Below are 14627 nucleotides of genomic sequence, written 5' to 3' on the forward strand. Positions count from 1 at the left end.
CATATCTAGGAATGATTAAATTAGCTTGTACTTTTATTTGGCTTCGATGAAAATTTATTTTTGTGCACAGAGCCTATTAATTTAGCAATTAAGATATATGCTAATAAAAACTTAACTATATATATCATAATAGCCACACCAACGATCACAAAAAATAAATACTTATAATTTAATTTTTTACCGTCAGCATATGTATGAATATTTTTCATAGTAAAGCCGAGACCTATAAACGTCACAATTGCTAAAATGAGAGCCATTGAAATAACTACAAAACTGGAGGAATAACCAAAGTTTTTTGCTATAGTTGGAATCATTAACATTCCTAATAACGAACCAATATTTATCGCCATGTAAAATAAAGTGAATGCATTACTGATTTTTCCAGAGTCACTATCTACATAACATTTAGCTAATAAACTAGTTGGATTAGACTTAAATAAGCCAGTACCCACACATATAAAAGATAACCCCCATAAAGTCGATTCTTTATCTTCAAAAACTAATAGTGCATAACCACTAAGAAGTATAATTAAACCAAGTAATATTGTCCTTTTTGCGCCAAGAATCATATCACCAATATAACCACCCAAGACGATAAAAGCATAAACTAAGGCTGCAAAAGCTGCATAGGTTGCTATTGCTCCACTCTCACTTAGATGGATACCGCCTATTTGTAAGTAAACAACGAGTATTGCAACTAAAGCACCATATCCAAAGCGCTCCCATATTTCTAACATAAATATAGTATAAAAAGCTTTAGGTTGATTAAAGAAGTTAGACATTGAGAATTCCATATATCTTGTAACTAAGTAAAAATTATATACTAGTTTTAATTTAGAAATACTCTTGAATTTTGAGAAATTATTTTATATATTTTTGCTCTAATATCTTACAACAGCTAACTCTACAGCTGTATCACCTACTACTGTATCTCTGCGAAGTAATTTTTTATTATTGCCTATAATAAAATAATCACCTTTTTTATAAATATTAGATATTTTAGCTTTACTATTTTTATCTTTAAAAAATTCTTCTTTAATTTCACCCTTAAGAACAAAAACTATTGCTCCTTTCTCATTAGCTAACATATGATACTTATAACTTTGATAGCCAACTGGATATGTTTCGATCATATACTCTTTTGAGGGATCAAATTTAAACTGAAAAACTTTAACATTCCCTGTTTTATTGCCCCATGAAGAATAATTATTATTTGATTTAAGAGCATTACCCCACTGATCTGTTTTACTATTTATATCTTTTGTAAAGGATATAATTGGTAAAATCAGCAAAAATGCTAGTATATAGATTTTTTTCATGACTATTTGTAATTACATTCTTTCAGGAATTGAAATACCTAATAAGCCAACAGCAATGCTCATTGCTTTTACCATTGAGATACATAAAGCAGCACGCGAATTTTTAATGCTTTCATCATCAACCCCCATAATATGACAGTTCACATAAAATTTATTAAAACTATTTGCTAAAGAATAAGCATACTCACAAATATGATGTGGCTGAGAGTTCTCATAAGCTCTCGCAACAGCTATTGGAAACTGTAAAAGCTGTAACTGTAACTTTTCTTCATGTTCATTTTCTGCTGGTAATATTTTATAATCATTAATTAAAGACTCTATGCAGTAATCATCACCAAAAACTTTTCTAAGAATTGATTTAGCTCTTACGGCTGTGTATAGAAGATAAGGTCCTGTTTTACCCTCATATTGAGCAAATTTTTCCAAATCAAAAATATAATCATTTGAATAGTTGTTAACTAAGTCTCCAAATTTGATTGTAGCCATTGCTATTTGGTTTATCACTTGCTCATTTTTTTCATCTGGCATTCTATCTCTAGCACATTGTTGTGCCTGAGAAATTAGATCTGATAAATGCATAACGCCACCTTCTCTTGTTTTAAAAGGTCTACCATCCTTACCATTCATCGTACCAAAAGCTATATGTTTAAGCCTACATTTATCACTTACTACACCTGTTCTCTCTGCAACACTAAATACCTGCTTAAAGTGTAACGACTGTCTTTTATCTACAACGTAAATAACCTCATCAGGGTCAAGATCCTTATTACGCTGCCATAAGGTAGCTAAATCTGTTGTGCCATACATAACTCCACCATCACTTTTAACAACAATTAACGGGGGAACACCTTCTTTATTTGTATCTATAACCCAAGCACCTTCATCTTCGTAAATAAAGTTCTCTGCTTTAAAATGAGATATCATCTCATCAACAAATTTATTAGCATCACTTTCACCTAACCATAAATCAAAACTAACATCTAAACTATCATAGTCTTTTTTAACTGCTTCTACTGATATATTAACGAAATGTCTCCATAGTGCTACATAGCCTCTACGGCCTTGCTGTAATTCAAAAGTAGCTTGTCTAGCTTTCTCCATTTCTGCAATGTCTGATTTACATCTTTTAGATGCTCTTGGATAAATTTCAGCGAGCTCTTTAACTGTAACTGGAGAGGTTTCAGGATACTCTCCTGTAAAACTCTCATCAAAGTAAACTAACTCTGGAGATTGTAGTTTAATTTCTTCAATCAACATACCCATCTGAGTACCCCAGTCGCCCAAATGCACATCTGAAACCACATCATCATTATAAAAACGATGTATTCTTTGTAAAGAATCTCCTAATAAAGCAGACCTTATATGTCCAACATGCATTGGTTTAGCTACATTTGGCCCTCCAAAATCTAATACTATTTTTTTAGAATTATTAGTATTTTTAACTCCAAAGCTTTCTGATTTTAAAAATCTATTAGTTGTATTTGCTAAAAATTCATTTGATAAAGTTATATTAATGAACCCTGGCTTTGCTACCTCTAGTTTCGCAAAAATACTTTTATCATCGATACTATCAATAATATCTTGAGCAATAATAAAAGGTGGCTTTTTTGCAAACTTTGCTAACGGCATCGCACCATTACATTGAAAATGTCCAACTCCTTCGCGAGTTGAAACTACAACTTTAGCAAAACTCTCAGCATATCCTAATTTTTGAAAAGCTTTTGCTAGTATTTCTGATAAATATGTTTCTATATTCATTTAGTAATCCAATATGTTAGTTTTATTTTGTTTGTATCTTAAAAAAATTAAAATGGAAAATTTTAGTAAATGTGGATATAATATCATGATTATTTTTAAAAACTCAATAAGTTAGGGCTATCAAAGGTCAAATATGTTAAAGGGGATTCGTAAGTATTTATTAATAAGCTTTGGTACTGTTTTATTTACAGTACAAGCCCATGCTGCGCGTATCCTTGACAACAATCCCATTAAAGAAGACTGGAAATGCAAAGTTGTTGATGGTCAATGGTCATGTCAACGTGCAGAAAAGCCAAAAAATGTTTTTAATAAAGAACTAAAAGCTGCACAAAAAGAAAAAGCCTTAGCTGATGATCTAAGCTGGGTAAATAAGCCTGATTATTTCGTTGGTGGATACTATAGTAATGATAGTCAGTTTACTAAAGCATTATGTAAATCAAAGAGAACTGATATTTCTTATGAAAATGCCGAGTATGATACAGATGGAACATTAATCGCATCAGGAAATGTAGAAGTATTACAGTGCGACCAAGAACTTTATGGTAATAATGCTATTGTTAATTTCAATGCTGATAAAAGCTCTATAAAATCACTAGTAATGACTGGCGATGTGATCGCAAGACAGCCATCAACTGGTATTGTTCTGCGTACAAAAGAATTAGATACTAATGTTAACGATGGAACCCTTAGTGCTGGAGAAACATTCTTTAGGATGGCTCGTGAGACTCCTAATACGCGTATATACAATAAAGAAAACTTTAGTGGATACCTAAGAGGCTATGCAACAACATTTAAAAAAGAAGATCCAAATAACCTACTTCTAACAGATGGTTATATCACATCTGGTGGACCTTACGATAATGCATGGAAAATAACAGGTAAAAATATTGACATAGACACTAAAGAAGAAATGGTTTATGTTAAAAATGGTTTCTTCAAAGTTGAAGATGTTCCTGTAATGTACCTACCATATTTCTCTCACCCTATTGGTGATAAAAGAAGATCTGGTTTCTTAATGCCTAGCTTTACTCAAAATGATAATGCAGGTGTTGGTTTCTCAGTACCGTACTATTTCAACCTTGCGCCAAACTATGACCTACTTTTAAATACAGTGTATTGGACACAAAGAGGCATAATGGAAAATGGTACATTCAGATATATGTCTAAGTATACTAAGAACCAGTTTGAAGGATCTATCGTACCTTATGATTTTCAAGATAAAGAAATGCGTGGAGCATTCACACTATCAAGTATTGGAGATTATGAGAACGGCATAACAACAAACCTAAAATACGAATATGTAAGTGACTCTCAATATTATAATGATTTCTCTGCAGGTAATGTAAACTTAGTTACAAAAACTCTTTTAGATAGAGAGTTCGATATAAATTATAACAACGACTATATTGACTCAGGCGTTACAGTACTAGATTATGGTGTAGTAAACCCAGAAATTGATTTGGCTAACATCCCATATGCTAAGCTTCCAGAAGTCAAGTTTAACCTAACATCGAAAAACTATACTCCAGACTACTATACATTAAGTTTAGATACACTTAACACTTACTTCTACAAGTCACCATATCCAGTACTTGGTGAGGGCACACCTACTGGTACAAACGTTAGTGGTTTTAGATCTGTTGAAGTTCCTAAGATTGCTGGAAAGTTTGAAGGCAGCTGGTGGAATATAGACCCATCACTAGCACTACCTATTCGTTACTATCAACTAGGTAGAAGAAACTCGGATGTTGTTAAGTTTGACCAAAGCTCTGTAACCAGTGCCCTACCTATATTTAACATTGATGCTAGTGCGTATTTTGATAAAGACTTCACATCTAACAATACTGCTTATACAACCACATTAAGACCACGTCTATTCTATACGTATATACCATATCAAAATCAAAGAAATATCCCATTATTTGATACTTCACAACAGAATGAACAATATCTACAGATGTTCCAAGTTAACCGTTTCACAGGATGGGATAGAATTAATAACGCTAACCAGCTAACATATGCTTTGGAAGCATCAACAACAAATAAGGCCGATGGTAGCACCCTTGCATCTGCAAAAATAGGGCAAATAGCATATTTTGCTGATAGAAGAGTTAGTTTATGTCAAGGAAATACAAATTGTGATCCTGCAGTGCTAGATCCATATGCTAATGACTCATTCTCACCAATTATGTCATCTTTTGAGTTTCAAATAGTTAAAAATATTTACTTATCAGCTCAAATAAACTACCGTTTACAAACACAAAAGTTTGACTACCAGGTTTACCAACTTTCATATAAAGATGCTAATGAGAATATATTTAACGTTTCATTTAACAATATTGATAGAAACTGGAATGCTATAACTCAGCAAAATATAAATGATGGAGTACCTCCTCCAGCTCAAGAAACAATTACTCTATCAACAATACTAAATATTACTAATCATTGGGGTATTACTGGTTTATGGAACTATGACTTTAAGGCAAATCAAATAGCTAACGTGTTTGCTGGCTTCCAATATAATGCTAAATCTTGGGATATCAGAGCTTTATGGCAAGGTACTGCATATACAAGTGATAATCCTAACGACCCTCAAGCACTAGGTCAACTTACTAATACTTATGTATTAGAGTTTGAACTTAAAGGTATTGGTGGTGCTGGTGCAAGTAACTTAGCAACTAGACTTAATCAAATCAATGGTTACCAATCTGGTGAATGGGGACAAGGTACATAATGAAAAAAGTATTTATTTTTATACTCTCTATAACAATATTTACTAATAGCTATTGTGATATTTCATCGAGCCTATTTCAAAATGCTTTTGGTCCAGGAACAAACAATTCTACCCTTAACCAACCTATTCAATCACCAAATAGTAAACAACTAATTAATAAAACAATAGCAATAGTAAATAATAAGCCTATAACGTCTTTTGAATTAAATGAAGAAGTAGCAAAGCTTCAAGCTGCACAAGGTATCAACCCCAACCTAACACCTGCATCATTAGATTTAAAAAGAAAAGCTCTCCAAAGTTTAATAGCTCAGGCAGTGTTAGTACAGCTTGCGCAACAGAATAATATTGTTATATCTAATGCCCAAATTGATAGTACTATTAAAGATATCGCAGCTAAAAATGGCATATCTGAAGAATCTTTAAAACTAAACATCGAAGCTGCGGGCATGTCTTTTGATAGCTATAAAAGCAGAGTCAGAAAGCAATTAATGGTAAATCAATTACAAAAACAAGCAATCTCACAACAAGTATCTGTTTCTCCTGAAGAAATTCAGAAATACATAAAAAAACATCAAGAAGAATTTGATAGAGAGATGCAGCCTATAAAGATTTATACACTAAAGAACTTTATAGTAGCTTTACCAGATTCAAAAAAGGCTCGCCAAAAGAAAATAGATCAATTTAGAAAGCTTGCTATTGCTGTTAATAAAGGTCTTATTGATTTTTCTGAAATGACAAAACAATTCTCACAAGCTCCTAATGCCAGCTCAGGTGGTCAACTAAGCCAACAAGTAAAGTTTGACTCAATACCAGAGATGTATAAAAGTCATGTAAAAGATCTTAAAAATCATCAAGTATCACAACCTTTTGTTGTTAATCATACGTTGCAAATGATTTATATTGATAACCTAGATGAGCATGCACCAATACTAAGTAAAAATATCAAAAAATACTACGTTTATGCAATTGAAATAAAGCTAAGTAATGGCATGACTGAAAAAGGAGCTAAAGATGCTCTTGATAGAGCCAGACTTGCAATTCAAAGTGGTCAAGCGTTTTCAAAAGTTGCCGAGAAATATAATCAAGATTATAGCCATGCTGATGGTAAGTTTAAATGGGTCTCTAGATTAGATACTCCACCAGTTATACCGCCAGCAGCTTTTGCTCAGCTGGGAGATTTAAAGAAAGATCAGCTTTCAGAAGCATTTCAAGCAGACCCAAAAACTTGGATGATTATAAAGTATACGAAAGTTAAAGAATATGATGCAGTTAAAGAACTCGAAGAACAAAAGGCTCTAGAAGCAATCTTTGCCGACAAAGCCCAAGAAGTTTATAAAACATGGCTAACATCTATAAAAGATGATGCATATATAGAGATATTACAGAAAAACTTAAAAACACCTGAGCTTTATTAAAATGCAATATAAAACAAAAGCAAAAAAATTCTTAGGGCAAAATTTTCTTCAAGATGAAAACCTTATTCAAAAAATCATCAATTTAGCAAATATAAAAAAACAAGATGTTGTTTTAGAAATAGGTCCTGGTCTAGGTGCCCTTACAAGACATTTACTATCAGCAAGCTCAGATGTAAATGTAGTTGAGTTTGATTCTAGTATTATTGATACCTTAATAGAAAACTGTGAAAAGTATGGCAGACCTAAGGTTTATAATGAAGATTTTCTAAAGTTTGATATAAACAAAATATCATCACAGAAAATTAAACTAGTAGGTAATCTACCTTATAATATCTCATCGCCTATTTTATTTAGAGTTATTGAAATGAGCGATAAAATTGTTGATGCTCATTTTATGCTTCAAAAAGAAGTTGTCGACAGAATAGTATCTGCCCCAAATAGTAAGTCCTATGGTAGATTATCTGTGATCTTACAGTATCATTTTGAATGTAGCTTGATACTAAAAATACCTCCAGAAGTTTTTTACCCACAACCTAAAGTCGATTCTGCTATTCTTAGGCTAAAACCAATAATAAATAAAGACTTTTTAAAGAATTATGATTTTTTTGAAAAATTGGTCAAACAAAGTTTTGCTCAACGTAGAAAAACCTTGCATAATAACTTAAAGGAAATATTAAAAAATAAACAAATTGATCCAAACACACTGCCTATTGATACTAAATTAAGAGCAGAAAACTTAAGTGTTGAGGACTTTGTTTGTTTAGCAAACTTTTTAAGTTAAGGTATACAAAAAATGGCTACATATGTTATTGGAGACGTACAAGGCTGTTATGACGAACTACAACTGCTTTTACATAAGATAAATTTTAATAAAAAAAAAGATAAACTTATATTTGCTGGAGATCTAATAAATAAAGGGCCAAAATCTCTAGAAACCATTGATTTTGTAATGTCCTTAGGTGATAGTGCTCAAACAGTTTTAGGCAACCATGACATATTGTTTTTAGCTGTTAGTTATAACTATTTACCATCAAGTAGCAAAGATACTTTTGATGATCTTCTTAAAGCTCCTAACCTAAAGCAGATACAGGAATGGCTATGTAATCAAAATCTTTTAATTAAAGTTAATAATGTTTTTATAACCCATGCTGGCATTCCCCATATATGGTCTCCTAAGAAAGCAGTCAAAAGAGCTAATGAAGTGGAATTTGTTTTAAGAAATGAAACAACTCGAAGACTTCTATTGGCAAATTTATTTAATGATGAAAGCAGAAAATGGGATAAAGAATCTGAAGGCATTGAGCGATGGTTATGTATCCTTAATTACTTCACAAGAATGAGAACTATAGATAAAGAAGGCAAATTAAATCTTAAATTTAGCTCAACTTTAGACAAACTTCCAGAAAATTTTAAACCTTGGTTCAAAACTAGGCATAAGAAACTTGACCCTTCATATAAAGTTATCTTTGGTCACTGGGCAGCTATTAAAGGTGAGACTAAGTCTGATAACATGATAGCACTAGATACAGGTTGTGTATTTGGTGGTAAACTAACATGTTACTGTATAGAAACAAATCAAAAATATTCAGTTAAAGCTATAAAAAGTTATAAGGACATTTAAAATGAGTATTTTAATAATTAATGGTCCAAACCTTAATCTACTAGGCTCTAGGGAGCCTAAAACATACGGACACAAAACACTTGCTGACATAAATAAAGATCTTGCTGATATAGCTTATAAAAGCAATATATCTATTGATTTTTTTCAGAGTAATCATGAAGGTGAAATCATAGATATAATACATAAAACATCTGCTGATATGATAATAATAAACCCAGCAGCTTATACTCATACCAGTATTGCAATAAGAGATGCTTTTTTAGGTACAAGTAAGCCTTTTATTGAAATACATTTATCTAATATATATAATAGAGAGGAATTTAGGACTAAGTCGCTTCTATCAGACATAGCTTATGGATGTATATTTGGGTTTGGGGCAAATGGTTACACACTAGCATTAATAGAAGCAATAAACTACATTAATATGAAAGGAGAGTAGAAAACTATGGATTTATTAAAGGCAATTGACAAAGTAGCTGAAATTCTTAAATCAAGCGACATTAGAGAAATTAAAGTTAAAGATGGTGGTTCAAGTATCTTTATGACAAAGAACAATACAGCTACAACAAGTGTTGTTTCTGCACCAATCACTAGCAGTGTCGCTCCTGCTACTGTTGCAGCGCCTGCTGCTAGTAATGCACCTGCTTCAGCAGCTCCCGAGGCTTCACAAATAGAAGAAAAACAAGAAGTTAGTGGAGAAGAAATTAAATCTCCTATGGTTGGTACTTTCTATAGTGCTCCTTCACCAGATGCTGCTCCTTATGTTAAAGAAGGACAGGAAGTTAAAAAAGGTGATGTACTATGTATTATCGAAGCAATGAAAATCATGAATAAGATCGAAGCAGAAAAAGGTGGAAAAATAGTTAAAGTTCTTGCTAAAGACGGTGATGCTATCCAATTCGATCAGCCTCTATTTATAATCGAGTAATGTTACATAGAGAATCAAATTTCGTAAATACAAATTATAAAATTTTGAAGGTAATGGACAATGATTAAAAAAGTACTAATTGCCAATAGAGGTGAAATAGCTCTTAGAATCTTAAGGGCTTGTAGAGAATTAGAAATTCAAACTGTAGCTGTTTATTCTACTGCTGATGCTAATCTTATGCACGTTAAGTTAGCTGATGAAGCAGTATGTATTGGTCCAGCTGCTCCTAATCTTAGTTATCTAAATATTCAAGCTATTATTACTGCAGCTGAAATTACAAATGCTGATGCAATACATCCTGGTTATGGTTTCTTATCAGAGAATGCTAAGTTTGCTAAAGCAGTTGAAGAAAGTGGTTTTATCTTTATTGGTCCTCGTGCTGAAAGCATAGAGATAATGGGTGATAAAGTAGAAGCTATTAGATGGATGAAAAAAGCTGGTGTACCTTGTGTTCCTGGCTCTGGTGGTCCACTAGGTAATGATGATAAGAAAAATCTAGAAATTGCTGAGCAAATTGGTTACCCAGTTATCATAAAAGCTGCTGGTGGCGGTGGTGGCCGTGGTATGAGTATTGTTAGAAAGAAAGAAGATCTAATAAGCTCTATCTCTTTAACCAAGAGTGAAGCAAGAATCGCTTTTAATAACGATATGGTATATATGGAGAAATTCCTAGAAAATCCTCGCCACATTGAAATCCAAGTTTTTGGTGATGGTAAAGGAGACGCTGTATATCTATTTGAAAGAGACTGCTCAACTCAAAGAAGACACCAAAAAGTTATTGAAGAAGCTCCAGCAATTGGTCTTACTGATGAAGAAAGAAAACGTATTGGTGAGCAATGTGTTAACGCATGTAAGATCCTAAAATACCGTGGTGCTGGTACATTTGAGTTCTTGTATGAAAATGGTGAATTCTATTTCATTGAAATGAATACAAGAATCCAAGTTGAACATCCTGTTACAGAAGACATTACATCAACTGATCTTATTAAAGAGCAGATCAAAGTTGCTGCTGGTCAAGGATTAAGCTGGAAACAAGAAGACTTAGCAATTATCGGTCATGCTATTGAGTGTAGGATTAACGCAGAAGACCCAGAAAGAATGATTCCGTCACCTGGAAAGATTGACATGTATCATCCACCAGCTGGTCCTAGAGTACGTGTTGATTCACATATATACTCTGGATATACTGTACCTCCAAACTATGACTCTATGATTGCAAAAGTAATTGTTCGCGCACATAATAGAGAAACTGCTTTACAAAAAATGCGTGCGGCTATTGAAGAAATGGTTATTAATGGAATTAAAACTAATATTCCATTACATCAAGAAATTCTTAACCATGAAGAATTTATTAAAGGTGGAACTAACATTCATTTCTTAGAAAAAATGCTAGAGCAAAAAAGCAAATCTAAATAAGTTAAATCTAACTTAAATATCTACATTTAATTTTCTGTCATTTTCTTATATAATGCATAAAAGAAACTAATTTTAAACTTCTAACTGGTATGCATAATTTCCAATCTTTTATTAAAAATATTCGTGAATCTAAAGAGTTAAAGAGAGATACTATTGCCGATGCTATTAATCTATCTGAAGATACAATCCAAATAATAGAAGAAGCCAACAACGACTCCTTATTACAGAGTTCCGGTAGCCTACTTAAAAATCAAATCAGAAGATACTGCGAATATCTTGAGATACCAGAGAAAAAGATAGTATCAATACTAAATAAGGTTGACATACTGTATTACAAAAAATCTCGCTACGGTAAACTTAAGACTTTTGACTATATAAATAGGCTAGCAATAGTAGTTATTATAATTGCTATAGTAGTATTAGCAGTTAAGCAAGTTAAAGAAAAAATGGATGTAGCAAATTCCGATCCAAAAATTTCGCAATCATCAATTATTTATACTCCAATTCAGTATGATAGAAATAGCTATGGCAAACAACAAACAGCTAAAACTACAACTGACACGACTACAACAAAAGTGAATTCTCAAAAGAATATAGCTACAGTTACTACTAGCTCACCTAAAATAATAGCTTCTGGTAGTTCTGCAACAAGTACTAAAATTAATAAGTCTGCAACAGCGTCTCCTAAAGATGACGAAACTACAAATACTGCTAGTTCAACAGATACAACAAACACTATTTCTCACCATAGAGCAACTTCTGTTGCTCATCCACCAGCTACTGCTAATATGAGCAATATGATTATTGGAGCTCCAAGCTCAAGTGCTTCTAGCCTTAAAATACCTACTAAACAATAAAGTCACTATAAATATTTCTTTTTCTAAATATATAACTCTATTTAAAAATAGATTAATATTAATTATTATATAATTCGTATAAATGAAGTTATGAATATTTTAAACAATATACTTCTTAGAATAGAAAATTACTCACCCGCTTATATTCTATTTATAGACTTCCTAATATGCCTCGTTATTAGTCTAGCTATTTTCTTAATAGGTAACTTACTTATAATGAGACATAAAAATACAATAAGATTCTCATTTATAAAATCTCTAAAGCTTATACTATATTTAGTAATATGGTCATACTTTATAAAGACATGTATAGATCTACCAGTAATTGTGTACTTACCTAATTATAAAAACCTAATAGTTCCTTACTCTGATAAAGTCTTTGATTTTTGTATTTATTTAGCAATTATAATTAGCCTTTTTAGGTTCTTACATAAAAGTAAGCAAGTTGCAATTGAAAAGAAAAAGCAAGAGAACAAAGATGGCTATGACGACTTTAGAGATATAAATGCTATATTCAAAGCGCTAGAGTTAGGGGCAATAATTATCTCTATTATACTAATCTTAGCTGCACTCCGCGTTCCGCCTACAGCTTTAGGGGCATTTAGTGGTGTTGCTATTGCTGGTTTAACATTATCACAAAGCACTCTGCTTACAAATCTATTTGGTGGATTATTTGTTATATTTAATCGCAAATATTCTGAAGGTGATATTATATCGTCAGATATAAACTCTTCGACAAAATTTAGTGGTACAATCAAGAAAATTGGTATCTTAACGACTCAAGTAGATAGTTATGAAACAGCTCCTATGCATATACCAAACTCTGTGTTTCTTAACACATGTATTACAACTACTTCTCGTCGCACTCATAGACGTATAGTTCAGTATATAACTATTGATTATAAATATATTGGAAAAATCGATTTAATTAAACAAGAGATACTTTCAATTCTTAAATCTCATCCAAATATCGATCAAGATAAAACTATGGCTGTATCTTTAGCATCTGGTAACACTATGATTGGTAATAAATCTGAAGGTAGCTTTGGTTCAAATGGAATTAATATACAAATTTATGCTATGATAAATAAAGTATTTTTTGCTGATTTTGTTAATACTCAAGATGATATATTTTTAGCTATTGCTGAAAAACTTAACTCATTAAATATAGAGTTTGCCATAAACCCTATTACTATTGTTAATAAAGGAAACTATAGTTAATCTAAGTATTATCAATATCTCCACCACTTATAAATTAATAGAAAAACAATACTACATACTACTCCTAATATTAAAAATGTACTCCACAATAATTGAGGCGAATAATCATAGATTAAAGTACCCAATAAAGGTGCAACTAAAGAACCGACAGAATAAAAAACCTGATAAATTCCCATAGTTCTACCTTTAGAATAATTACTCGAATTAATGATATAAATCAACAATGGCGGATATAATACCATTTCTCCAATAGTCCATAATACACATGAAATAATAGCAAGAGAAAAACTACCTATAACACCCGTCATGCCTATACCTAAAGCTAAAAACAACATCCCATAAAAACATGCTACGGCGTAAGATAATTTATTAAAAATGTGACTTAATGGAATCTGCAAGAAAATAATTATTAAACCATTCAAAGCAAATAAAAGAGAAATATCTTTAACTGAAATTGATGCAAAACTTTCCAAAAAGATATTATAGGTTGTCTTATTTTGATTTAATATAATTAAGCTAATAACAAGAATAATATTTAAAATGTAAAAGATATAGTTATTAGAGGCTGATTTATTTATCGAAGCGACATCTTCTTTGTGTTTTTTCTTTGTATCAACAACAATAAACCTGGATAAGAAAAATCCAAAAATAAGTATTATACTAATAGTTAAAAAAGCGAGTCTACTATTATACTCATATAAGAAGCCTAACGTAGCTGCCCCAATTGAAAATCCTAGATTAATAGAGACTCTTCTATATGCTATTAACCTACTCTCAGATATTAAACCCTTATTGCATTCAAATAACAATAAAATAGCCAAAGGTCTAAAAATACCGCAAAAGAAGCCTATAATTAACATACAAATAAGGAAATATGCAAACATATTATAAAAAGGAAATATCCCTATAAATATAGCATTACCTACTAGAGATATTTTAATAATTTTTGTAATAGGAAATCTATCTGAAAGTACGCCTCCAAGATATCCACCTATCAAAGATCCTATACCAAAAAATGTAAATATAAATCCAATATTAAGAGCCGTATAACCCAAGTTATGTAAGAATAATGTTCCCAAAACACTAATCATTTGTACTACTGAGTTTAAAAATATTAGAAATAGGCAAATAAAAACTAATTTTGATGACCCTGAAAACGCTTTACTCATTTAGATTTATTAGATAACTAAACTTAAGTATAAAATGATAACTATTTAAAATATAGATACAATTAAAAGACCTAGCAAATACAAGTATTCTATTGATAATTTAGCTAGCTATTTGACCCTTTACAGACTTTTGTGTAAATTTTTCATAGGCTACCAATCCTATCTTCAAATTTAATCATAAAATGTGCA

General features: G+C 31.6%; 13 protein-coding genes. 9 read left to right on the forward strand and 4 right to left on the reverse strand.

Going from position 1 to position 14627, the window contains the following annotated elements:
* Positions 1–20 precede the first annotated feature (20 nt).
* From AB8E56_RS09025 to argS, 3 genes are all read right to left on the reverse strand, one after another.
* Complete coding sequence (locus AB8E56_RS09025; RefSeq protein WP_329480276.1) at positions 21–782, reverse strand: oligopeptide:H+ symporter; 762 nt, start codon at positions 780–782, stop codon at positions 21–23.
* 99 nt (positions 783–881) lie between these two features.
* Complete coding sequence (locus AB8E56_RS09030) at positions 882–1319, reverse strand: hypothetical protein (protein WP_329480278.1); 438 nt, start codon at positions 1317–1319, stop codon at positions 882–884.
* A 12-nt stretch (positions 1320–1331) separates the two neighbouring features.
* Complete coding sequence (argS, locus tag AB8E56_RS09035; protein WP_329480280.1) at positions 1332–3077, reverse strand: arginine--tRNA ligase; 1746 nt, start codon at positions 3075–3077, stop codon at positions 1332–1334.
* Between the two features lie 133 nt (positions 3078–3210).
* On the opposite strand from argS, the gene AB8E56_RS09040 reads away from it, so the two are divergent.
* From AB8E56_RS09040 to AB8E56_RS09080, 9 genes are all read left to right on the forward strand, one after another.
* Positions 3211–5811: an LPS assembly protein LptD gene (locus AB8E56_RS09040; RefSeq protein ID WP_329480282.1), complete on the forward strand. Its 2601-nt coding sequence runs from the start codon at positions 3211–3213 to the stop codon at positions 5809–5811.
* On the forward strand, positions 5811–7226 hold the full coding sequence (locus AB8E56_RS09045) for a SurA N-terminal domain-containing protein (RefSeq protein WP_329480284.1): 1416 nt from the start codon (positions 5811–5813) through the stop codon (positions 7224–7226). The genes AB8E56_RS09040 and AB8E56_RS09045 overlap by 1 nt, the downstream gene beginning before the upstream one ends.
* Before the next feature lies 1 nt (position 7227).
* Entirely contained in the window at positions 7228–8007 is a 780-nt protein-coding gene (gene rsmA, locus AB8E56_RS09050) for a 16S rRNA (adenine(1518)-N(6)/adenine(1519)-N(6))-dimethyltransferase RsmA (protein ID WP_329480286.1), read from the forward strand.
* Positions 8008–8019: 12 nt separating this feature from the next.
* Complete coding sequence (locus AB8E56_RS09055; protein ID WP_329480288.1) at positions 8020–8847, forward strand: symmetrical bis(5'-nucleosyl)-tetraphosphatase; 828 nt, start codon at positions 8020–8022, stop codon at positions 8845–8847.
* Position 8848: 1 nt separating this feature from the next.
* Complete coding sequence (gene aroQ / locus AB8E56_RS09060; RefSeq protein ID WP_329480290.1) at positions 8849–9286, forward strand: type II 3-dehydroquinate dehydratase; 438 nt, start codon at positions 8849–8851, stop codon at positions 9284–9286.
* A gap of 6 nt (positions 9287–9292) precedes the next feature.
* The gene (gene accB / locus AB8E56_RS09065) at positions 9293–9775 is read left to right on the forward strand and encodes an acetyl-CoA carboxylase biotin carboxyl carrier protein (RefSeq protein ID WP_329480292.1); all 483 of its coding nucleotides are present in this window, start codon (positions 9293–9295) and stop codon (positions 9773–9775) included.
* A gap of 60 nt (positions 9776–9835) precedes the next feature.
* Positions 9836–11191, forward strand: coding sequence for an acetyl-CoA carboxylase biotin carboxylase subunit (gene accC, locus AB8E56_RS09070; protein WP_329480294.1), 1356 nt, complete (start codon positions 9836–9838; stop codon positions 11189–11191).
* A gap of 89 nt (positions 11192–11280) precedes the next feature.
* Positions 11281–12048, forward strand: a complete 768-nt coding sequence (locus AB8E56_RS09075) for a helix-turn-helix domain-containing protein (RefSeq protein WP_329480296.1) — start codon at positions 11281–11283, stop codon at positions 12046–12048.
* Positions 12049–12138: 90 nt separating this feature from the next.
* A complete protein-coding gene (locus tag AB8E56_RS09080; RefSeq protein WP_329480298.1) occupies positions 12139–13269 on the forward strand; it encodes a mechanosensitive ion channel domain-containing protein in 1131 nt (376 codons plus the stop codon).
* An 11-nt stretch (positions 13270–13280) separates the two neighbouring features.
* Here AB8E56_RS09080 and AB8E56_RS09085 read toward each other — a convergent pair whose 3' ends face one another.
* Positions 13281–14438, reverse strand: a complete 1158-nt coding sequence (locus AB8E56_RS09085) for an MFS transporter (protein ID WP_329480300.1) — start codon at positions 14436–14438, stop codon at positions 13281–13283.
* Positions 14439–14627: the final 189 nt, after the last annotated feature.

It is taken from the genome of Francisella sp. 19X1-34, from assembly GCF_041102755.1.
GTDB lineage: Bacteria > Pseudomonadota > Gammaproteobacteria > Francisellales > Francisellaceae > Francisella.

Bases quoted from the DNA above. Each gene is read 5' to 3' on its own strand.
- AB8E56_RS09025 (WP_329480276.1), bottom strand. From the start codon at position 782: ATGTCTAACTTCTTTAATCAACCTAAAGCTTTTTATACTATATTTATG.
- AB8E56_RS09030 (WP_329480278.1), bottom strand. From the start codon at position 1,319: ATGAAAAAAATCTATATACTAGCATTTTTGCTGATTTTACCAATTATA.
- argS (WP_329480280.1), bottom strand. From the start codon at position 3,077: ATGAATATAGAAACATATTTATCAGAAATACTAGCAAAAGCTTTTCAA.
- AB8E56_RS09040 (WP_329480282.1), top strand. From the start codon at position 3,211: ATGTTAAAGGGGATTCGTAAGTATTTATTAATAAGCTTTGGTACTGTT.
- AB8E56_RS09045 (WP_329480284.1), top strand. From the start codon at position 5,811: ATGAAAAAAGTATTTATTTTTATACTCTCTATAACAATATTTACTAAT.
- rsmA (WP_329480286.1), top strand. From the start codon at position 7,228: ATGCAATATAAAACAAAAGCAAAAAAATTCTTAGGGCAAAATTTTCTT.
- AB8E56_RS09055 (WP_329480288.1), top strand. From the start codon at position 8,020: ATGGCTACATATGTTATTGGAGACGTACAAGGCTGTTATGACGAACTA.
- aroQ (WP_329480290.1), top strand. From the start codon at position 8,849: ATGAGTATTTTAATAATTAATGGTCCAAACCTTAATCTACTAGGCTCT.
- accB (WP_329480292.1), top strand. From the start codon at position 9,293: ATGGATTTATTAAAGGCAATTGACAAAGTAGCTGAAATTCTTAAATCA.
- accC (WP_329480294.1), top strand. From the start codon at position 9,836: ATGATTAAAAAAGTACTAATTGCCAATAGAGGTGAAATAGCTCTTAGA.
- AB8E56_RS09075 (WP_329480296.1), top strand. From the start codon at position 11,281: ATGCATAATTTCCAATCTTTTATTAAAAATATTCGTGAATCTAAAGAG.
- AB8E56_RS09080 (WP_329480298.1), top strand. From the start codon at position 12,139: ATGAATATTTTAAACAATATACTTCTTAGAATAGAAAATTACTCACCC.
- AB8E56_RS09085 (WP_329480300.1), bottom strand. From the start codon at position 14,438: ATGAGTAAAGCGTTTTCAGGGTCATCAAAATTAGTTTTTATTTGCCTA.